Consider the following 20,260-nt stretch of genomic DNA (forward strand, 5'->3'; position numbering starts at 1 on the left):
TAACCATGACAAACAAGACTTTTATCATCGCAGAAGCGGGTGTAAACCATAATGGTGACTTTGAGCTAGCAAAGAAATTGATTGATGCAGCCGTAGAAGCTGGCGTTGACGCTGTAAAATTCCAAACATGGAAAACAGAGCTGCTGGTTACGGAAGATGCGCAGATGGCCGAGTATCAAGTAGAGAATACTCAGCGAGAAGAGACGCAGTTTGAGATGCTGAAGCGTTTAGAGCTTAGCTACAATGATTTTTCAGATTTGAAGGCTTACTGTGACTCAAAAGCGATTACTTTTATGTCTACGCCAGATGAAGAGCAAAGTGCAACATTTCTTGATCAGCTGCAAAATGTCTTCAAAATTGGCTCTGGTGAATTGACCAATACACCATTCTTACGTCATATCGCTAGCTTTAAAAAGCCAGTTATTCTATCTACTGGAATGGGCTACTTACATGAAGTTGAACATGCAATCATGACCCTAGTTGATGCAGGATTAACTCTAAGTGACATTACGGTTTTGCATGCGACGACAGATTACCCTACTGCACCTGAAGACGTTAATTTGGCGGCGATGTTAACGATAGAAAAGGCCTTTCCAGGTATTACAGTCGGATACTCTGATCATACTTTAGGCATCGAAATTCCCGTTGCAGCCGTGGCAATGGGAGCAAAAGTTATTGAGAAGCACTTTACACTAGACAACACTATGGAAGGACCAGACCATAAAGCGAGCCTTGAGCCACAAGAGTTGTCAGATATGGTCACATCAATTCGTAATATTGAAAAAGCGCTTGGTTCAGGTTGGAAAGTACCGACAAAAACAGAGCAGGCTAATCGAAATGTTGTTAGAAAAAGCATTGTTGCAGGACAAGAGATATCAGCAGGGCAGTTGATATCTCCTGATATGCTAGAAATTAAACGCCCTGGTAATGGCATCTCTCCAACAAGATGGGATGAAGTCGTTGGCTCTGTAGCCAAAAAAGACTACCAAATTGGAGAGCTAATCTGATGAGAAAAATCTGTGTCGTGACGGCTACGAGAGCTGAGTATGGTTTATTAAAATGTCTATTGGAAGACATTGAAAATGATCCAGAGTTAGAGTTGCAGATCATTTCAACAGGCAGCCACCTGTCCCCTGAATTTGGCCTGACGAATCAGCAAATTCTTGATGATGGATTTTGTGTAAACAAGAAAATAGAAATATTGTTGTCATCAGATACTCCAATCGGAGTAAGCAAAAGCATGGGGCTTGCGCAGATCAGCTTTGCTGAAGCATTTGATGAACTGCAGTCAGACATCGTGGTTGTATTAGGTGATCGTTACGAGTTAATCCCAATTGTTTCTGCCGCAAATATTGCGCGTATTCCAGTGGCTCACTTAAGTGGCGGAGAGCTAACAGAAGGCGCGATTGACGAACTGATTCGTCACGCAGTGACCAAATTGTCTCATTTACACTTTACCGCAATGGATGAATATTCAACGCGTGTGATTCAAATGGGAGAGTTGCCAGAAAGAGTGTTTACGGTTGGGGAAGTCGGCTTAGATAACTTGCTGCGCATGCAGTTGATGTCCAAAGAAGAATTTGAAAACTCGATAGATTGTAAGCTGAAAGCAAAAAACTTGCTATTTACCTATCATCCAGAGACCACTCAGGATGTTGAAGAGGTTGAACGTGACTTCTCTGAGATTCTGTCAGGTTTTGACAATCTCAATGATACGTTAATCATATTTACTAAGGCAAATGCTGATGTTGGTGGTCGTTTGATTAATAAAATGATCGATGCCTATGTTGCAGAGAATAGTGACAAAGCGATTGCATTTACTTCGTTGGGGCAGCTCAGGTATTTATCAGCATTGCAATACGTTGATGCCGTGGTCGGGAACTCATCTAGCGGTATCGTAGAGGCACCATCGTTTAAACTTGCCACTATTAATATCGGCGATCGCCAGAAAGGAAGAGTGAGAGCGAACAGTACTCTTGATGTAGCCGTAAGCGCCACCGAAATCTCGTCTGCTTTAGACCAAGTGTATAGCGGTGCATTTAAAGAGTCTCTATTGCAAACAGTGAACCCTTACGGACAGGGAAATAGTTCTAAAAAAGTGGTAGATGTTCTGAAGGCTGTTGATTTTAGTAGTTTAAAAACTAAGCCATTTTATGATGTTAAATACTGAAAAAAAAATGATTGGTGGTGAGCAGGAGCTCGAAGATGAAGGTCTCTATTGCGGCGTAACAAATAGTGGACGCTCTTCGTTACGGTGGATTATTCGTTCGATGTCCCTTCAAGGAAAGAGAGTTCTTGTTCCTGATTATTTATGCCAGATAGTTATTGATGTATTGCATGAGTTTGACATCGATATTCATTTTTATCGGGTCGAGGACAACTTTGAATTTAGTCTCCCTAGTGACTTAAGTAAATTTGATGTTATTTATTTAGTGAAATACTTTGGGCACCAAAGTGATTCCTTAAAGAGGCTCTTTAAAACATCACATACTCCAATAATCATTGATGACGTTTTTGGAGTGTCTCCCCCTGTTGTCGATATAAGTGCTCATTGGTGTTACTTCAACAGTTTGAGAAAAGTATCAGAGGTTACGGACTATAGTCAGATTCACTCAAACGTTCCTCTCTTAACAGTAGCTAAAGAAGATAATGAGGTTTTCTCTAGTGGAAAATTGCTCGCAAAGTACAAAAAATTTGATTTCATAAACAATGCGGTAGGCTCGGAGTCTTCATATCTAAGTGCTTTTAATATAGCTGAAGAGGCTTTAGATCTAAATAAAGGTATTTGTCGACCTAGCGATAATGGGATTACATTATCTGGAAAGTTCTTCTCTAGACTAGAAAGTGAGAAAAAGCACAGAGTTAAGAACCAAAAAGTAGTATTGGAAACACTTTCTAAATGTAAGGGTATAAATGTCATCGACATTGATGCAGCTCTCTACAGTTTCCAACCTATAATTATTGAAAGCTGTAGAGACGAAATTCGGAAAGAATTATTTAACCATAATGTCTTTTTAGCTGTTCATTGGCCTAAAGTATCCGGTTCCATGAGCAGCCTGCCAGAGAGGGTGCTCTCAATACCTTTAGACTCTAGATATTCAGAAAGTGATATGAAAGAGTTATGTTATTTAATTATATCCTTGATAAAGAAGGTAGGACCATGAATGACTTGATGATGCGTGAAGCGACATTAAAAGACTATGATGCATATTATAAAATAAAATGTGATCCAAAAAATGTAGAGTGGTCAGGTTTTTCAACTCCTCCTGATTATGAAAGATTGAAAGGGAGATTTGAGACTTTTTTTCAAGATGATAAGCAAGGACTTCTATTGTTTGAATTTGATGAAGAGGTTATTGGCTATGTTAACTTTTTCTCTACTCTTGATGGAAACAGTGTTGAAACAAGCCATGGTGCATTAACTGGAAATAAAGTGAGTGGCCTTGGTTACAAAATGTTAAAAATGGCTGTTGAATTCATTGATAATAGTGAAAATTGTAGAGATGCGAAAAGTATTATTGGGTGGGTAGCAGAAAATAATTTTGCGTCTTTACAGAATATATTAAAAAACGGTTATCAACCAACAGGTGAATCTGAAGTTCGAATGTTGAATGGTAATAATGTAACATTTGTTCAGTATGAAAAAGCGAGAGGCAAGAAATGAACGAAGGGCAAGTAATCGAATTAGTAAAAGAAGTACTGGTTTCAGATTTAGACGAAATTACTCTAGAAACTGAGTTAAATGAAGATAACTGGGATTCATTAGCAGTTGTTACCTTTATTGCTTTGGTAAATGAAAAGTATGATGTGGTTTTTCCAGCGGATAAAGCAATTATGGCAGAAACAGTTAAAGATTTATTGATCTAGATTTTTCAGGTAAAGTCGCGTGGATTCATCTAGGCGACTTTACTTTTTTATCAACCAAAGGAATTATAAACATGGCTTATATTCAAGCAATTGAGGTTTATACCCCTGATTACTGTTTAGATAATTATAAATTAGCTTCAGATTTCCCTGAGTGGGGAGTGGAAAAGATCTTTACAAAGACTGGCATTGAATCTAGGTATATTGCTAGATCTGATGAAACTTGCTTGGATATGGCTGAATCAGCATGTGAAAGACTTTTTAGTAATTGTAATGTTGACAAACATAGTATCGACTTTATTTTACTTTGCACGCAAAGTCCTGATTATTTTTTACCTACTACTGCATGCCTCCTTCAAGATCGATTAAGTCTGAAGAAAAGTATCGGTGCTTTAGATTATAACTTAGGTTGTTCAGGGTATGTTTATGGGCTAAGTCTAGCGCAGGGTTTAATTGCTTCAAAGCAAGTTAAGAACGTATTGCTTGTAACAACAGAACAGTACTCTAAATATATTAATGAGAATGATAAAAGTGTTAGAACACTTTTTGGTGATGCTGCTACAGCGACACTAATATCAAATGATGACTGCGAAAATATTGGACCATTTGTATTTGGTACTGACGGTAGTGGTGGGGATAGCTTAATCGTCCCTCACGGTGCGAATAAACATCCAATATCTAACGAATCTTACCTTGAGGTAGAAGATAGTAGTAAGAATGTTAGATCACCAAAAGATTTATATATGAATGGTAGTGAGGTATTCACATTTACCTTGAAAACGGTTCCTAAAACCGTAAGAGAAATTTTAGATAAGTCAGGTTTAACTAAGTCTGATATTGCTCATGTGGTATTCCACCAAGCTAACAAGTTTATGCTAGATATTCTGCAAAAGAATTGTGGCTTTAATGACGAGCAATTTCTTCGTTCGTATCAGAAGTATGGAAATACCGTCTCTAACACCCTGCCTATCGGGTTATACGAAGCGGCATTAAGCGGAAAGCTTAATGCAGGTGATAAGGTGTTACTTGTTGGTTTTGGTGTTGGCTTATCTTGGGGTGCGACGATACTGACATGGAAGGGTGGTAAGTAATCATGAGTCACGAGTGGAAAAATGTTCTGTTAACTCCAACAGCAACAATCCTTGAAGCGCTCGAGATCATTAACCGTGAGGCACTCCGTGTTGCTTTGGTTGTTGATGAACATCAGCACTTGCTAGGCGTGGTAACGGATGGTGATATCCGACGAGGATTGCTAAGTAATCTACCATTGACTGACCCTATAGCAATGGTGATGAACACTAATCCAACAACAGCAAGCGTCGGTACTGAAAGAGAAGAGCTTATTGATTTAATGGAATCAAAAGGCATTCTTTCCGTTCCACTCTTAAAGAACGCTCAGGTCGTTGGTTTAGAAACCTTACAAGGTGCGCTTTGTAGGCCTAAATATGAGAACCCAGTGTTTATTATGGCTGGTGGTTTTGGTACCCGTCTTAAACCCTTAACCGATACTTGTCCGAAACCTATGCTAAAGGTTGGTGGTAAACCGATCCTTGAAACGTTGATACGTAACTTTATAAAAGCGGGTTTCCAAAACTTTTATATTTCGACTCACTACATGCCAGAGCAAATTGAGAACTACTTTGGAGATGGTACCGACCTAGGCGTGAATATCACTTACGTTCATGAAGATGAGCCACTTGGTACCGGAGGGGCTCTGGGGCTTCTACCCGATGATCTACCGAAAGGCTTACCGCTCATAATGATGAATGGTGATGTACTTACGAAGGTGGATTTTCAGCGCCTACTTGATTTCCATAACGAAAATCAAGCTGATGCGACAATGTGTGTGAGAGAATACGATTATCAGATTCCTTATGGTGTGATCAATGGAGAAGGAAACAAAATAACGAGTATGGTCGAAAAACCAATTCAACGTTTTTTTGTCAATGCTGGTATTTATGTGGTTTCTCCACAAGTGATTAACTCGGTTCCCCAAAATCACAAAATTGATATGCCAACTTTGCTAGAGCAGCACATGGAGCAAAGAAACAATATCCTAATGTTTCCTATTCATGAGTATTGGCTTGATATCGGTCGTATGGATGATTTTAATCGCGCACAAGCGGATATCCACAGTTTGGGGATGTTCTAATGATTGATGGAAAAAAGGTATTAGCGTTTATCCCTGCTCGAGGAGGGAGTAAACGGTTACCAAGAAAGAATATCTTGCCAATTGCAGGGAAGCCACTAATTGGTTGGTCTATTGATGCAGCTAAAGGTAGTGAGTATATTGATGATATCTTTATAAGCACAGATGATCAGGAGATCGCTGATGTAGCTGCAGGTTTAGGGATTCCTGCGCCTGAACTTCGTCCAGAGCACTTGGCTTCTGATACTGCATCGACAGCGAATGTCCTGACGTACACTTTGGAAAAATTTGGTACTGATTTTGATATAGTCATTTTACTCCAACCCACGTCGCCGTTGCGTACTTCACAGCATATCGATCAGGCTCTAGAGCTATTTATTGAGAAACAAGCTTTTTCTGTTGTATCTGTGACACCGTGCGAGCATCCTCCACTTTGGTCAAATATATTGCCAGACAATGGTTCAATGGAAAACTTTATTCGACCAGAAGCTCTAAAGCGTTCTCAAGATTTAGGTAGCTTTTATCGCTTCAATGGTGCGATTTATATATTTGATGTTGAAAAATTACTCGAATACCAAGAGATCTGCTATACAAGTGAGTCCTTTGCTTTTGTTATGGAAAACAAGGACTCATTCGATATTGATCAACAGTTGGATTTTGAATTAGCAGAGTATTTTCTGAATAAAAGGTCTTAATTATAGGTCTTCAAAGCTATTAATTTTCTTTACATTAATAGCTTTGAATTGTCTTCTTAGTTCTGCTCGAAACACTTTATCAGGGTAGTCGTCGGATATCGTATAAATGGGCATATCTGGATAGAGTAGTCTGCAAGTAAACATTACTGTGGAGTAAGTCCCTACGAATCCAGAGAGCTCAATACCTTTATCGATTAACTCTATTTCTAGAGGATATTCACTACGGTGGTATATAATGTAGCTTTTTCCCTGTAGTGCCTCTTTTACTTCATCCCGCTCTGTTCGGTGAGGGAAATATATAATTTTTCGATTGCTAGACTTAGCGAGAGTATCAATCTCTTCAATGTATTGTGATACCGATTTTTGATACTTGTCACCAATAGCCCCTTGTCCTATATAGCCAATTGGAGCATCTCTATTATATAGAGATGGGTTACCATACTCCCCCTTTAATCTGCTCAAGGAGTTCTTATGTACTTTATGTGCTATTGGGTTTAAGTTGAACATCGTAAAAACTTCTAGATTATCAGAAGGTTTTAAATGACCAATTGGTTTACATCCATTAAGACGCACTACTAAATCTTGAAGGAACCTTGGGCGGTAAAAGTCTTGTTTAGGCAGTATATACTTCGGATACTCTGACAGTGTAAGCGTACCATCATCAAAATAGATTTGTTTCTCTATATTGAGGTTTTTTAGTATTAGTTTTGTTCGCCAGGCATTAAATTCAGCATAGAAAAAACGTTGTATCGAACGCCCATTTAGGGCCTTCTTGATCTCTTTGATTGCTTTAGGGACAGCAATACTACGGTTTCCCCTATCAATTGTGATGATATTTTGCCACTCTTTAGTATTAAAAAGTCGGTTTTGTTGCTCTAAACCAAGCGTACTTTTTTGGTTTACCAACAGTAAGATCGCCTCTTGGCTGTTAAAGAATGTTTTAGCCTCTAATGCACAAACATACTGCATGGGTGATGTAACAACAAAAAGATCCATAGTTTATAAAGTTACCTTATCCAGAGTTTTTTGTAATGAGCCTTGGTTTGAGTTTACGACAGAAAGTAGGCTTACCTTTACTTGATGGTAAGCACTTTCATTTTGAATTAGATCCTTTATTTCAATTGCAAGGGTGTTTGCGTTTGAAGTAATAGCTATCGCAGAAAAAGATACCATCTTGTCGACAATTTCTTGGAAATTAAAATAGCTCGGCCCAGTGATGACTGGTATACCTAAAGCCGCAGGTTCCAAAACATTGTGCCCACCAACTTTATCACTAACTAAGCTGCCGCCCATAAAGCAGATATTCGCAGCACCCATCAAGATCAACATTTCTCCCATGGTGTCTCCAAGATAAACTTGGGTCGATTCCGTGACTTCTGTTCGGCTTGTGCGTCGAGCGGCTTCAAAACCTAGCTTTTGGCACTGTTCAAATACATCATCGAATCGCTCCGGGTGGCGTGGAACAAGGATTAGAAGTGCAGTAGGGTGAGATTCTAATATTTTCTTGTGAGCTTCTAGCACTTGCTCATCTTCACCTTTGTGAGTACTGGCCGCTATCCAAATTGGTCGCTTTATCCCAAGCTCAGTCCGTAGCGCTTTTCCTTTCTGTTTGACTTCCTCGGATATCTGAATATCAAACTTTATCGAGCCAGTAACAAAAAGTTTGTTTTTTTCTACACCTAAACGTTTGAAACGTTCTGCATCAGACTCGGTCTGACACAGTACTTTATCCAAGCAAGGAACTAATAGGTTAAAAAGAGGCTGTACTTTTGCGTAGTTCTTACATGACTTTTCAGAAAGGCGAGCGTTAACAACCGTAATCGGTATTTCTGAGTCATGGACAGTACGAAGAGTGTTTGGCCAAAGCTCAGTTTCGATTATCAACATTTGTTTTGGTCGTATTGCTTTAAGAAAGCCTTTCACCGCAAAGCTAAAGTCGATAGGCATATAGCGGTGTTCAACTAACTCGCCTAATTTAGCAATTTGCTCCGCGCCAGTGCTGGTTGTGGTGGTGACCAAAATAGGTTGGGTTGGGTTTTGCTTTTTCAACTCTTTAATTAGGGGGATAGCGGCGATGCTTTCGCCAACTGAAACCGCATGAATCCAAATCGGGCGCTCAGTTGCCTCTAGCTTTGGTGTAATACCAAAATGCTCTCTCCATCGTTGACCAAACTTGGGCTTGTTTGGTTTGCTTTTATACAAACCAAACAATAGGAAAGGGGATGAAAGAGTGAGTAATAAAGTATAAAGAATACGAATTAGCATGAGCTTACAGTGATTGCTTCGAGTTTTTGAATGCTGTCTAGTACTTGCTTTGGGGATAGTTCAGTTAAACACTTGAGGTGCTTAAATTGACATTCACGTTTAAAGCATGGGCGGCAGTCAATGTCGGTATGAACAATCTCTACCTTTTCCGCAAGCGGTGGAGTGTACTTTGGAGATGTTGAACCATAGACCGCAATGACGTTACAACCAACGGCAGCTGCCACGTGCATAAGACCCGAGTCATTTGCTACAACAGTCTGACATGCCGCCAGCAGATCAACTGCCTCAATCAGGCTAGTTTGCCCTGCCAAAACATGAATCTGGTGCTGATGTTCTTGAGGTACTAATTGTTTGATGTTGTTACAGGTCTCAAGGTCTTTTTGAGAACCAAATAGCCAGATTTGCTTTCCTGCATTTGCCATTGCTGATGCAACTTCTGCGTAATGTGTTTCAGGCCATTTTTTCGCAGGACCAAACTCTGCACCAGGGCACAGGCCAACAACAGGCGCTTCTTGATTGAGATTAAACTTAGCAATAGCTTCAGCTTGTTCTTTTTTATCAATAAACAGGCTAGGGCGAGGTAATGTTTCTAGACCACCTAGAGAAGAAGAGTCGATCATCTCCTCTTGTGGATAAGCTAATGCCACATAGCGCTCAACCATGAATTGGAAAGACTTCATATTTGGTCGCAAATCATTAAGTAAACCGTATCGCATTTCGCCTTTCCAACCTGTGCGAAGCGGGATGTTTGCGAACCAAGGAATAAGAGCTGATTTTGCAGACTTCGGCAGGATGTAGGCGTGGTCGTACTGTTTTTCGCGTAATGATTTACCGATTTCGCGACGACCAAGTAAGTTGAATTCACCATGACCAATAGGCATTTCAATGGCTTGATGGATCTCTGGCATGCGCTCAAGAATTGGTTTACACCAACCTGGTGCAATTACATCAATTTGGCTTTCTGGATGGAGTTGCTTTAAGACAATATAAAGAGACTGCGACATCACCATATCGCCAACCCAAGAAGGGCCAATAATTAAGATTTTTTTCATTTGCTTATTTGCCAGTCTGTGTTGTATCTCGGTTTAAATAGGTTGTAATAGTTATTGCCGTCTTCTTGAGAGTGCAGAAGTTGGAGTACCCACATGTATTGTTCTGGTTTATTTGCAACAAAGTACTCGATCGCTTGATTACAGGTGCGAGCGTCTTGTTCTTCGCCTTTATCTAGCTCAAACGCCGGTAAAATTTCGATATCAAACGTACCATCTTCTGTATTCATAGAAGCAAACATAGGTAACACTTTAGCGCGTGATAATTTGGCAATTTTACCCAAGCCTGGAAGCGTTGCTTTTCTGGTCGCAAAGAAATCGACAAAAACGCTGTGTTCAGGACCATGATCCTGATCGGGTAAGTAATAGCCAATGTAACCGTCGCGAACTGATTTCAAAAACGGCTTAACACCACCAGAGCGTTCATACACGCGACCGCCATATTGCACACGTTGTTCGTGCATTAGCCAATCTGCCACTTCATTTTTCTGCTTTTTTGCCATTGCAGAGACGGGCATTCCCATCGAAGCGAGCAACACCGCAGGAATATCAATCGCCCATGAGTGTGGAACCATCAAAATGATTTTCTCATCACTGTCGATGTGTTTTTGAAGGATGTCTAAACCTCGGATTTGGCAGCGTTGCTGTAACCATTTAGATGAACGTAAGCTGAGTAAGCTGAAACGGAAAAAGAACAATGCTGCGGTATAAAGCGTTTTTTCAATCAGTGCTTCGCGCTCTTCAAATGATTTCTCTGGGAAGCACAGCTCAAAGTTGACTCGAGCTCGGTGAGCCGGACCTTTGTGCGATTTAGCCAGTTTCTTCGCGATAGTTTTTGCTAGCCATTTCTGAACCCCTAAAGGTAGTAAAGCAAGCGGCAAAGAAAGGGCAACGCTTATCCACGTACCCCAATACTTCGGCGCTAAAAAGTGGCGCTCAAATTCAGGGTTATAAGCTTTAGGATCGAAATCATCACGTTGATTAGTCATGAAGTGTTAAGTACCTATATTTTTTTGGAGAGAGGCGAGTGGAGGTATATAGAAATGATACTAGTAATAATATCAGAGTAAAGGTGGTAGAGAGTTAACTACCACCTTTGGAAGGGAATTAACGGTTTTGAATCGCTAGGTATTCAGCAACACCCTCAGCTACCGTTTTGAACTCTACATCACAACCAGCTGCACGAAGCTTGGTTAGGTCCGCTTGAGTGAATTCTTGGTAAGCGCCTTTTAGGTGCTCTGGGAATGGGATGTTCTCAATTTCACCTTTACCGTGGTGTTTAATAGCCGCGTGTGCTACTTCGTTAAAAGATTCTGCACGACCAGTACCACAATTGAAAATGCCAGACACGCCATTTTCTAAGAACCAAAGGTTCACTTTGCATACATCGCCAACGTAAACGAAATCACGTTTAAAGTGACCACTACCTTCAAATAACTTAGGGTTTTCACCGGCGTTGATTTGGTTGTTTAGGTGGAAGGCTACCGATGCCATGCTGCCTTTGTGATCTTCACGTGGGCCATACACATTGAAGTAACGGAAACCAGTGATTTGAGAAAGCTGCTCGCCATGATCCTCTGCGTCTTTCCACAGGCGACGAACATAGTTGTCAAATTGCTGTTTCGAGTAGCCGTATACATTGAGCGCGCCTTCGTATTCACGCTCTTCAACAAACGTTTCTGTCTCGCCGTATGTTGCAGCTGATGATGCGTATAGGAATGGAATCTCACGATCTAGGCAGTAATGCAGCAACTCTTTTGAGTACTCATAGTTGTTAAGCATTATGTACTTGCCGTCCCACTCAGTTGTTGCAGAACAAGCGCCCTCATGGAAGATTGCTTCGATAGGGCCGAAGTCGTCACCTGCCATGATTTGGGTAAGGAAGTCATCACGATCCATGTAATCAGTGATATCAAGATCAACTAAATTCTTAAACTTCTTGCCATTTTTAAGGTTGTCGACAACCAGAATATCGTTAATACCTGCTTCGTTCAGAGCTTTAACAATGTTGCTGCCGATCATGCCAGCACCACCAGTTACGATGATCATAAGACTTCCACCATAGATTAAAATTTTCTCAGGAAGTTTAGCAGAGTTAAGCCTCTAGGTGCTAGTACTAGGGGAAAGCGTTGTCATTAGACAAACAAAAAGGAAGCCGAAGCTTCCTTTGTATAAGTTAGGTAATCTAATGAGTGATTAGATTACTTTTCATCTGATGTATTTGGACGTTGGTACCAAGGGTTACGCTCATCTGTTAGCTCAATTAGGCTGTATTTACGACCTAGCTTCTGGCCGCCATCTCGAGTTAATGGCTGCCAGCTAAAGTTTGCACGGTTGTTGCTTGGTTTCACTGTCATGATGTCGAATGGAATCGAAATGTAGAAACCTTTGGTAAAGCTACCTTCGCCGAACTCATCTGCAGACAAGTCACTAATCGATGCAAACGCACCAGCGATCACGCCACTCTTGAATTGCTTAGACACGTTCACTTGCGTACCGACATCACCCGCTAGGAACTGACCTACATCAACTTGAATCATCAAGTCTTGTAGGAAATCCCATTGAGGGTAGTAGTAACCAGACACAAAACCAGTAAAGCCTTTATCTACCACTTGGAATGGGCGGCCGTATTCAGGGATATGCTGCCACTTCTCATCGTAAACACCAAAGTAGCTTTCAGGATCACGCTGAGAAATTAAGTTAACATCAGCACCAAGCGCCCAGTTTGTGCCTTTTGGACGGTACAAGAACTCCGTACCTACACCCGCAAACATGCTTTCTAGGTAACCAGCGTAGAATTGCTGGTCCATGGTATCGGAGTACTCTTGGAACCAAGTCAATTGAAGGTTCGACATGGTTACCGCGTGTTCATTCTGATAAGCACGGAACATAGTACGTACACGAGGAACGCTTGTGCCATCCGGTGGTGTTACGTAGTTAAACTTGTCGTAGTTGTTGTACCAATCCCAGTACAGTGAACCGCCGATTTCTAGGTTGTCGGTTAGCCAGTAAGAAGCGTTGCCGCTCAAACCAACACTAAACAAGTAGAAGTCTTCTGGGTTACCCAAGGTTTGAGCCAGTTTTGGTGCAAAGCCCCAATCAAAACGCTCAAACCCATCGTAAGCAGGTTTGCCCTGAGGCATATTACTTGATGTAGACGTCGCATCTTCAATATTCGGGTCGATGTAGTTCACTTCAGCAAAGTCACGGTACTTATCTTTTGAGATAACCGTTTGATCGCCGAGTAAACCACGGCTGCGTTCATTGATAGTAAAGGTATCAATGTTGTCTGGCATCTCGTTGTAAAGAACTGCCGCTGCTTTTTCATGCGCTTCGTTGCGGTCGCGATACTTCTTCTGTTCACCAACAACGGAGACAGTATTGTCTTCAACATAGAGTTGGGTATTTTGGTAGCCAGCAATTTTATCCAGCTCCTCAGTAACACGTTCCCAATCTACATCAGACAGTTGCTCTGGTTGCTTGTCTTCAACTTCTGGTGTTGGTGTATCACGCCAGAAAGACGGCATTTCATTGAAGTTTGTGTAAAGGCTTACGCCTGCAACTAACGTATCGCCGCGCTCGTAGCTCAAGCGCAAATCTGCCATGTGTCCTAAACGATACAGAACACCAAAGTTCCAAGGCGTATGAGGTGTCATGTCTACACCACCACGTACCACAGGAAAATCTTCGCTGTAATCATTACTGTCGTATTCAAGCTTGAAGCGCAGTGGGGCATGTAGTGTTTGATATTCCACACCACCAAATAGAGCTGCCGGTCCTTTGAACCAGCGTTCAAAGTCTACGCTACCGCCATTGCCTTTAAAGTCGGAAGGTCGTTCACAGAAACTGTCTGACAATTTACAAGCAGGGTTACTGATGTTGTCGCGCGTGCCTAAGTAGCCCCAGCCCATACCTAACGTAAAATCAAAGGTACCGAGGTTTGGGTTGGAGTAACGTTTTGTTGCGGCAACAAACTCACCATCAAACAGGCCAGTACCCGCAAAGTCACGAATACCAACAGAAAGCTCTGGTAAGTACTCAGACTCTTCTAGTAAGCGAACTTTAAAATCGATGCCTTTGTCGGTGTATTTGGTATCACCAGAGAAGCTTGGGTCGTCACTATAGAAAAGATCGTTCACCATGGTGTAACGAATCGTCGTTTCTAGCCAAGGCATCACTTGCAGAGTCACATTGTAAAATAGGTACTCGTCGCTGCCAGTAACAGCAAAGTTAAACTCACCTTCAGGCGCCATACGGCCAGTTGGCATCTGCATTAAGCCGACACCACCAAAGTCCATTTGTGATGGTTGCAATGGTGGTGCTTCAAAAGGCATATCTTGAGCACACACCAACGCTGGACCCATTAAAGAAAGGGATAAACTGGTTCTGATCAGGTTCATGTTTAGTTCTTCGATGAGGTTGGCTCACGTTGTGCAAGCAGAGCGACAATGTCTTTATCCATTTGTGATGTTTCGAATTCATCAAATGGGATGTATACCATGGTAAGTGGTGGCAAGTAATATTGAGTGGTTAACCAACTGCCATGGTGAGGATGAATAACCTTGCCATCCGGGTAAATTAGGATTGGCGGATAGGCGAGCTCACCAATATCACTTGAACGTAGATGATTGATCTGTTCATGCAGAGCGATACCTGCTTGGTTTTCTACTGCGTAGACTTTTTCCAAGTTACCCACATACAACACTTTCTCTTCACGTTTTGGCGCACTTAATGCAAGTTGACCTTTTAAAAGAGGGTTATCAAATTTATCTAAGCGGATGCGATCAACATCAATGGCCGACAGCACGCGAGGTGCAAATTGGCTTTGTTGGATAAACTTGTAAAACGGGTGTGCCACTAAATTATGTTGAATCATTTGGTTCAACACCGAATTCTTTAAGGCAGTACTCTCTTGCACTGCTGTTTCGGAATTATCAAATAGAGTCACAGCTAAAGGGTATTGCAGGGCGACTTGTTGTTCTTGTGCATGTTTAAGCACGCTCTCTAAGCGTGCCGCTTGTGGGAACTGCAATGCTTTGCCTGTTCCAATAAGTTCTATATTGAGCGGTGATGGGGTTTGATTTTGAGCTTTAACGGTAGTAGGTGTCGCCAGAATCGTTGCCGTTAAACTTAGGCTTAATAAAGATAGCAGTCGCTTGTTCATGATTTGCTGTACCCTTTCAAAATCGTCAATTCAACTGGCACCATGTTTGGTCCCAAGTGCTGACGTGTTTTCACCACTTGTCCATTACTGTCTACCCAATAGGTGTTCTCTACGCTTTCTTCTAAGCTTGGAAAAGTGACGAGCTCAGTATAAACGTCGGTTGCTGTCGATGAAATAGGAGTGGTTATCGTCTCTTTGCCTTGACGTGATCGCTCTACCTGAGCTTGAAAGCCGTAACGGTATCGCTCAGACCAATCGTAAGACAGCGCATATTGAACAGATGATTTTGAGTAAGCAGGCACGTCACCGTAGACACCGGCTAGGTTAGTGGTTTGCAATCCAATGGTTTTAACAATATGGCCATTCTCTGTTACCACCATCGCTTTATCGGCACTGACCCATTTGAGTTGGGTTTGTCCCGTTAGTGGGTTTGGCTCTGCAAAGGCGAGAACAACAAAGACTTGCTTTTGGCTGCCGATTTTTAGATAAGCGCTGGCATAAGGAACGGCTTCAATTTCTTCTGGTGTAAGTTCAACATCGATGTAGTTGCCATAAGCTTCTTGAACGGTCGCCGAGACATCATTGAATTTCTGAGTACACCCAAAAGTGAGGCTTAATACAGGTAAAACAACAAGTAAGCGCATCCATTTTTGCGATAGAAAGGTATTCATTATTCCCTCGTACAAATAAAATCGCCCTGAAACAGTTCAGGGCGATTTATCTAGTTCAGCTTAAACGAATTAGTTCGTAGAAGTAGAAGTAGAAGTAGAAGTAGAAGTAGACGTTGAAGTTGAATCGCTGTCTGACGCTGCAACTGCTACTACAGTTACTGCTGCTGCTGCACCTACTGCTACTGCAGTTGTGCCAGTTGCAGATGCTGCTGCCGTACCAGTAGTACCAGCTTCAGTCGCTGCAAATGCAGTTGATGCGCTTAGAGCCATAAGAATAGCTAGAGCTGTGTTCTTCATTATTAATCCTTGTATTTCAGATTTTAAAACATCGATGTTTGGTCTGTTTAGAACATACCATCTGTCATTTTAGTTAAAAAACAATCAGCATGTAAATAGTTTCCTATGGAATTTTACCAAGTTCTAAAGAATGCGTCTCATTGAAAAGACAATTTATTTGCAGGCGGTTTTAGTGATTTTAACTAGGGCTTACTGGTGTAATGAAGGATAACTCGGCCATAACTAACACTAACCGATCAATATCGAAGTAAGTAGCGAATTGACGTTCGGGATAAGTGCAACGTCATGCTTTGTTACACTTAGGCAAATGATGCTTAGAGTGCTATTGCTCTCAAAAACAAGAATGCCCCTTCTCAAAAACAAGAATGCCCCTTCTCAAACCTTAGAGTGAGCCCCCTTGCCGTTTTGCGCTAATCCATGCATAATTTGCCAGCTTTTATGCTGCGCTTATCAAGTATGATTTTTTGATTTTCTTGTCACAAAAGCGACGCTTGAAAAAAAGCACTTATATCAATAAGCCGAGCAACTCGGTAATCAGCGAACAGTGGCTAACGCGTAATGCCGCAGGGCGGTAGCGTGAAAACGCACAAGCAAACAGACTAAAGAGTTAACAGACATTCACTGCGTGCGTCATTCATGTGCAGCGGTCAGTCAATACCCAAGGAACACTTACGTGATGAACAAACGACCATGGCTAGGGGCGTTGAGTGCAATCAGCTTAGGCTTGTGCTCATTTACGGCCTCAGCAGATTTTTATGCAGGTGCGTTGGTGAGCTACTCTAATGCCGAATACCACCACTCTTCTACTTCTTCCGTAACCGAAGGCAATCCATTCCTTCTTCAAGCGCAAGCAGGTTATTTCTTTAACGATTATGTCGCGTTAGAAGCGCGTTACGGCACCTCAGTACAGCGTGAAAGCGGACTTGCAGTAGACAGCTTAGCAAGTGGTTTTGTTAAGTTGAACATGCCGGTTTCTGAACGTTTCGCACTTTACGGGCTGGCGGGTTACTCTAGTGTCCAAATTGATCAACAGAACGTTGGTTCTAACAAAGATCAAGGTTTTAGCTTTGGTTTAGGGATGCATTACGCCTTAAATAAGCACAATGCGGTTGTTTTCGAGTTTGTTGACAGTACATCAGAAGACCAAGTTCGTTTGAATGCCCTGACACTCGGCTTTCAGCACCGATTTTAATTAAAAGACCTAGTGCCTAGTTTTAGTAACTAGGATTTTTTAACTCTCGATTTAAATAGCGAATTATCATGCTTAAAGGATATTTCTCGATTGCCGCCTGTGTATTGGCAAGTGTTTTTGCGCCATTCAGTCATGCGCAAACTCCAACCCCGGAACAAATGCAAATGTTCCAGAGCCTACCTGCTGACCAACAACAAGCACTAGCAAGTAAGTACGGCATTTCTCTCCCTTCTGGCTCTTCTTCTCAGCCAAGTAACTATCAAAACCCTCAAGTGATTGATCCTCGCCCAGAGGTGAGTAAAGCCAATCAAACGAACCAAGCGGATGTGATTAAAGAAGATGAAGAGCTTAAGCGCTTCGGCTTGGATCTATTTGCGGGTTCACCAACGACATTCGCCCCAGTAAGTGATGTACCTGTTCCGGCCGACTACACGGTAGGAGCTGGTGACGAAATCGTTATCCAGCTGTTTGGTAAAGAGAACACGACACACCGTTTACGAGTCAATCGCGCGGGTACCATCAACTTCCCATCACTGGGCCCAGTTCAAGTAGCTGGCATGAGCTTTTCTGACGTTCGTGATTCACTAAACCAACGTGTAAAAGAGCAAATGATTGGTGTTCGCAGTGATATTTCACTGGGTGAGATGCGCACCATGCAAGTGTTTGTAATGGGGGATGCCTACAAACCGGGTGCTTACACCGTCAGCGCGCTAACCACCATTTCTCAAGCCATTTACTACAGTGGTGGTTTTGGTGAGAGCGGCGCATTGCGTAACGTGCAGTTAAAGCGCAATGGTCAGGTGATTCGCAAGCTTGATATGTATGACCTATTGTTGAAAGGCGACGCGCGCAACGATGTTCGACTATTACCTGGCGATGTGGTCTTTATTGGTGCTGTTGGCAATACCATCGCTATTGATGGCGAGGTAAACCGCCCTGCAATCTATGAAGTGAAATCAGGTGAAACCTACAAGCAAGCTATTCAAATGGCCGGCGGTTTTACGGCGAACGCTTATAGCGATCAAATCGAAGTGAAGCGTTATGCCGCTAAAGGTGCTCGCGATGCATTAACACTGAACTTTAGCCAATCACATGACCAACAAACCAAAGTTAAAGATGGTGATGTGGTTAATGTGCTTAAGAAAAATGAAGAACTGACACGTTACGTACAAATTGAAGGTGATGTTCGTCATCCGGGCTTTATCGAATGGAAGAACGGTCTGCGCGTTGCTGACTTATTCCAATCAGTAGATACGTCGTTTAATTCCACGGCAGATGTTAACTATGCTGTTGTTGTGCGTGAGATTAATCCACAGCGTGATATCGAGGTTTATCAAGTAAATCTTGCTAACGCGATTCTTTCTCCAAGCAGTAAAGATAACCTAAAGCTAAACTCGCGTGACCGAGTACTGGTATTTAACCGTTTCAATAATGAAGATTTAGATACCCTTGCGGATCAAGATACAGTTACGAAAGCGAAGACGCTTGAGCAAGCACAATTTAAAGCCGAGCTGGATCAACAAAAAGAGCAAGAAGTGATGAGCTCTTCTGTTGCAATATCCTCAGCGACAGACAATATGTCTATGGGACAATCTTCAATTGAAGAGTCAGAACAGCCGAAAATCATATTCCGTGGCAAAGAAATCACGAAAGAAGATTTTGATGCGTTGAAGCAAAACACTCGTCGAACTTTACTTGCTCCTGTACTTTTGCAGCTCCAGCAGCAATCTCGCTTGGGCTTAGCACCGCAAATAGCTGAAGTATTTGGTGAGGTCAAACACCCTGGTCGCTACCCACTTACGCCACGTATGTCAGTATCTACTCTAATCGAAGCTGCGGGAGGGCTGACGTACAATGCATTTACTATTAATGCAGAGTTGGCTCGTACTGTGATTAGCAGCAAGGACGAACGCGCTTCTATTGATGTGGAACGCATTGACTTACGCAAAGCGATTCAAGGAAGCACAGCAGATGATGCAATCCTTGTTGGCCGCGATCGCTTGAATATTCTTGAGAAGCCAAATGTCAAACTGCAAAGTACTGTAACCCTACAAGGTGAGGTTCGCTTCCCTGGTACGTACACAGTTCGTCAAGGTGAGACCTTAGGCGAGTTGCTCGAGCGTGCTGGTGGTTTAACGGAATTCGCTCATCCTCAAGGTGCTATTTTTACGCGTGAAGCGCTTCGCCTACAAGAGCAAAAGCTACTAAACCAATACGCTGCAGATATGCGTGCAGAAACGGCGAAGAAGACCTTCCGTGCAGATAACAATATGAGCTCGGTGATTTCTGATCCAGATAAAACATTGAAGTTTGTTGAAGAAGCAAGCAAGAGCAAAGCGCTTGGTCGTATGGTTGTACAGCTTAGTCGCATCTTGAAAGATGAACGCTCAGCTGACTTTATGTTAGAAGACGGTGACTTCCTATTTGTCCCAACCTTCCGCAACACGGTTTCGATCATGGGTGAAGTTCAAGTTCCGATTACATATCTACTGGATAATAAGCTAGATGTGGATGATTACTTGAACAAAGCTGGCGGTGCAAAAAAACAAGCAGATGAAGACCGTATCTTTGTTGTGCGCGCAGACGGTTCGGTTTACAAACCAACATCAGGCTACTGGTTCGGTAACAATCATGAAGAGTTAAAAGCGGGTGATACCATTGTTGTACCAATTGATACCGATTACCGTGATGCACTAAGTACTTGGACTGCTGCAACACAGATCCTTTACCAAACAGGTGTAGCGATCAACGCGTTGAAGTAATGAACAACAAGGTCATTACAATCAGCTTAAAATAAGATTAGAAATACAATAATAGTAAGAGCTTATGTAACGATTGAAGTTATATAAGCTCAATTTTATGAACATTATTGATCAAAACGGCAAATACTACTCTGAACAGCAATAGTGGCATT

Annotated in this window: 19 protein-coding genes; 10 read left to right on the plus strand and 9 right to left on the minus strand. The window is 42.0% G+C overall.

Annotation, left to right across the window (positions count from 1 at the left end; all coding sequences use genetic code 11):
* Window positions 1-5 precede the first annotated feature (5 nt).
* The 8 genes from neuB to KIV40_RS02210 all read left to right on the plus strand — a co-directional run bounded on the left by neuB (window position 6) and on the right by KIV40_RS02210 (window position 6,708).
* Window positions 6-1,007, plus strand: a complete 1,002-nt coding sequence (gene neuB / locus KIV40_RS02175) for an N-acetylneuraminate synthase (RefSeq protein WP_012126827.1) — start codon at window positions 6-8, stop codon at window positions 1,005-1,007.
* A complete protein-coding gene (gene neuC, locus KIV40_RS02180; protein ID WP_012126828.1) occupies window positions 1,007-2,170 on the plus strand; it encodes a UDP-N-acetylglucosamine 2-epimerase in 1,164 nt (387 codons plus the stop codon). Before neuB ends, neuC begins: the two co-directional genes overlap by 1 nt.
* Window positions 2,154-3,164, plus strand: a complete 1,011-nt coding sequence (locus KIV40_RS02185) for a hypothetical protein (RefSeq protein WP_012126829.1) — start codon at window positions 2,154-2,156, stop codon at window positions 3,162-3,164. The genes neuC and KIV40_RS02185 overlap by 17 nt, the downstream gene beginning before the upstream one ends.
* On the plus strand, window positions 3,161-3,664 hold the full coding sequence (locus KIV40_RS02190; RefSeq protein ID WP_012126830.1) for a GNAT family N-acetyltransferase: 504 nt from the start codon (window positions 3,161-3,163) through the stop codon (window positions 3,662-3,664). The genes KIV40_RS02185 and KIV40_RS02190 overlap by 4 nt, the downstream gene beginning before the upstream one ends.
* Window positions 3,661-3,867 (plus strand): acyl carrier protein, encoded by a 207-nt coding sequence (locus KIV40_RS02195; protein ID WP_012126831.1) that lies wholly within the window; start codon window positions 3,661-3,663, stop codon window positions 3,865-3,867. The genes KIV40_RS02190 and KIV40_RS02195 overlap by 4 nt, the downstream gene beginning before the upstream one ends.
* A gap of 71 nt (window positions 3,868-3,938) precedes the next feature.
* Window positions 3,939-4,955 (plus strand): 3-oxoacyl-ACP synthase III family protein, encoded by a 1,017-nt coding sequence (locus tag KIV40_RS02200; protein WP_012126832.1) that lies wholly within the window; start codon window positions 3,939-3,941, stop codon window positions 4,953-4,955.
* A 2-nt stretch (window positions 4,956-4,957) separates the two neighbouring features.
* Window positions 4,958-6,016 (plus strand): nucleotidyltransferase family protein, encoded by a 1,059-nt coding sequence (locus KIV40_RS02205; protein ID WP_012126833.1) that lies wholly within the window; start codon window positions 4,958-4,960, stop codon window positions 6,014-6,016.
* Window positions 6,016-6,708, plus strand: a complete 693-nt coding sequence (locus KIV40_RS02210) for a cytidylyltransferase domain-containing protein (protein WP_012126834.1) — start codon at window positions 6,016-6,018, stop codon at window positions 6,706-6,708. The genes KIV40_RS02205 and KIV40_RS02210 overlap by 1 nt, the downstream gene beginning before the upstream one ends.
* Here KIV40_RS02210 and KIV40_RS02215 read toward each other — a convergent pair whose 3' ends face one another.
* The 9 genes from KIV40_RS02215 to KIV40_RS02255 all read right to left on the minus strand — a co-directional run bounded on the left by KIV40_RS02215 (window position 6,709) and on the right by KIV40_RS02255 (window position 16,154).
* A complete protein-coding gene (locus tag KIV40_RS02215) occupies window positions 6,709-7,704 on the minus strand; it encodes a hypothetical protein (RefSeq protein WP_012126835.1) in 996 nt (331 codons plus the stop codon).
* Window positions 7,705-7,707: 3 nt separating this feature from the next.
* A complete protein-coding gene (waaA, locus tag KIV40_RS02220; RefSeq protein ID WP_285347860.1) occupies window positions 7,708-8,973 on the minus strand; it encodes a lipid IV(A) 3-deoxy-D-manno-octulosonic acid transferase in 1,266 nt (421 codons plus the stop codon).
* Window positions 8,967-10,025: a lipopolysaccharide heptosyltransferase II gene (gene waaF, locus KIV40_RS02225; RefSeq protein ID WP_012126837.1), complete on the minus strand. Its 1,059-nt coding sequence runs from the start codon at window positions 10,023-10,025 to the stop codon at window positions 8,967-8,969. The genes waaA and waaF overlap by 7 nt, the downstream gene beginning before the upstream one ends.
* Window positions 10,022-11,011 carry a lauroyl-Kdo(2)-lipid IV(A) myristoyltransferase gene (lpxM, locus tag KIV40_RS02230; protein ID WP_285347862.1) on the minus strand — a complete coding sequence of 330 codons (990 nt, stop codon included), beginning with the start codon at window positions 11,009-11,011 and terminating at the stop codon, window positions 10,022-10,024. Before lpxM ends, waaF begins: the two co-directional genes overlap by 4 nt.
* Before the next feature lie 118 nt (window positions 11,012-11,129).
* On the minus strand, window positions 11,130-12,071 hold the full coding sequence (gene rfaD, locus KIV40_RS02235) for an ADP-glyceromanno-heptose 6-epimerase (RefSeq protein WP_285347864.1): 942 nt from the start codon (window positions 12,069-12,071) through the stop codon (window positions 11,130-11,132).
* Between the two features lie 152 nt (window positions 12,072-12,223).
* The gene (locus KIV40_RS02240; protein ID WP_285347865.1) at window positions 12,224-14,422 is read right to left on the minus strand and encodes a YjbH domain-containing protein; all 2,199 of its coding nucleotides are present in this window, start codon (window positions 14,420-14,422) and stop codon (window positions 12,224-12,226) included.
* A gap of 2 nt (window positions 14,423-14,424) precedes the next feature.
* On the minus strand, window positions 14,425-15,186 hold the full coding sequence (locus tag KIV40_RS02245) for a capsule biosynthesis GfcC family protein (RefSeq protein ID WP_285347866.1): 762 nt from the start codon (window positions 15,184-15,186) through the stop codon (window positions 14,425-14,427).
* Window positions 15,183-15,857: a YjbF family lipoprotein gene (locus tag KIV40_RS02250; protein WP_012126842.1), complete on the minus strand. Its 675-nt coding sequence runs from the start codon at window positions 15,855-15,857 to the stop codon at window positions 15,183-15,185. Before KIV40_RS02250 ends, KIV40_RS02245 begins: the two co-directional genes overlap by 4 nt.
* Window positions 15,858-15,926: 69 nt before the next feature.
* Window positions 15,927-16,154 (minus strand): hypothetical protein, encoded by a 228-nt coding sequence (locus tag KIV40_RS02255; RefSeq protein ID WP_285347867.1) that lies wholly within the window; start codon window positions 16,152-16,154, stop codon window positions 15,927-15,929.
* A 676-nt stretch (window positions 16,155-16,830) separates the two neighbouring features.
* On the opposite strand from KIV40_RS02255, the gene KIV40_RS02260 reads away from it, so the two are divergent.
* Together KIV40_RS02260 and KIV40_RS02265 are read left to right on the plus strand one after the other, a co-directional pair.
* Window positions 16,831-17,346, plus strand: a complete 516-nt coding sequence (locus KIV40_RS02260; RefSeq protein WP_285347887.1) for a porin family protein — start codon at window positions 16,831-16,833, stop codon at window positions 17,344-17,346.
* Between the two features lie 68 nt (window positions 17,347-17,414).
* Window positions 17,415-20,108, plus strand: a complete 2,694-nt coding sequence (locus KIV40_RS02265) for an SLBB domain-containing protein (RefSeq protein WP_285347868.1) — start codon at window positions 17,415-17,417, stop codon at window positions 20,106-20,108.
* Window positions 20,109-20,260 lie beyond the last annotated feature (152 nt).

The organism is Vibrio sp. D173a (genome assembly GCF_030248475.1).

What these genes read in the sequence shown, in the direction of transcription:
- KIV40_RS02195 (WP_012126831.1), top strand. Translation starts at nt 3,661, where the DNA reads ATGAACGAAGGGCAAGTAATCGAATTAGTAAAAGAAGTACTGGTTTCA.
- neuC (WP_012126828.1), top strand. Translation starts at nt 1,007, where the DNA reads ATGAGAAAAATCTGTGTCGTGACGGCTACGAGAGCTGAGTATGGTTTA.
- KIV40_RS02250 (WP_012126842.1), bottom strand. Translation starts at nt 15,857, where the DNA reads ATGAATACCTTTCTATCGCAAAAATGGATGCGCTTACTTGTTGTTTTA.
- KIV40_RS02190 (WP_012126830.1), top strand. Translation starts at nt 3,161, where the DNA reads ATGAATGACTTGATGATGCGTGAAGCGACATTAAAAGACTATGATGCA.
- waaA (WP_285347860.1), bottom strand. Translation starts at nt 8,973, where the DNA reads ATGCTAATTCGTATTCTTTATACTTTATTACTCACTCTTTCATCCCCT.
- rfaD (WP_285347864.1), bottom strand. Translation starts at nt 12,071, where the DNA reads ATGATCATCGTAACTGGTGGTGCTGGCATGATCGGCAGCAACATTGTT.
- KIV40_RS02255 (WP_285347867.1), bottom strand. Translation starts at nt 16,154, where the DNA reads ATGAAGAACACAGCTCTAGCTATTCTTATGGCTCTAAGCGCATCAACT.
- neuB (WP_012126827.1), top strand. Translation starts at nt 6, where the DNA reads ATGACAAACAAGACTTTTATCATCGCAGAAGCGGGTGTAAACCATAAT.
- KIV40_RS02200 (WP_012126832.1), top strand. Translation starts at nt 3,939, where the DNA reads ATGGCTTATATTCAAGCAATTGAGGTTTATACCCCTGATTACTGTTTA.
- KIV40_RS02215 (WP_012126835.1), bottom strand. Translation starts at nt 7,704, where the DNA reads ATGGATCTTTTTGTTGTTACATCACCCATGCAGTATGTTTGTGCATTA.
- lpxM (WP_285347862.1), bottom strand. Translation starts at nt 11,011, where the DNA reads ATGACTAATCAACGTGATGATTTCGATCCTAAAGCTTATAACCCTGAA.
- KIV40_RS02210 (WP_012126834.1), top strand. Translation starts at nt 6,016, where the DNA reads ATGATTGATGGAAAAAAGGTATTAGCGTTTATCCCTGCTCGAGGAGGG.
- KIV40_RS02205 (WP_012126833.1), top strand. Translation starts at nt 4,958, where the DNA reads ATGAGTCACGAGTGGAAAAATGTTCTGTTAACTCCAACAGCAACAATC.
- KIV40_RS02185 (WP_012126829.1), top strand. Translation starts at nt 2,154, where the DNA reads ATGATGTTAAATACTGAAAAAAAAATGATTGGTGGTGAGCAGGAGCTC.
- KIV40_RS02245 (WP_285347866.1), bottom strand. Translation starts at nt 15,186, where the DNA reads ATGAACAAGCGACTGCTATCTTTATTAAGCCTAAGTTTAACGGCAACG.
- waaF (WP_012126837.1), bottom strand. Translation starts at nt 10,025, where the DNA reads ATGAAAAAAATCTTAATTATTGGCCCTTCTTGGGTTGGCGATATGGTG.
- KIV40_RS02240 (WP_285347865.1), bottom strand. Translation starts at nt 14,422, where the DNA reads ATGAACCTGATCAGAACCAGTTTATCCCTTTCTTTAATGGGTCCAGCG.
- KIV40_RS02265 (WP_285347868.1), top strand. Translation starts at nt 17,415, where the DNA reads ATGCTTAAAGGATATTTCTCGATTGCCGCCTGTGTATTGGCAAGTGTT.
- KIV40_RS02260 (WP_285347887.1), top strand. Translation starts at nt 16,831, where the DNA reads ATGAACAAACGACCATGGCTAGGGGCGTTGAGTGCAATCAGCTTAGGC.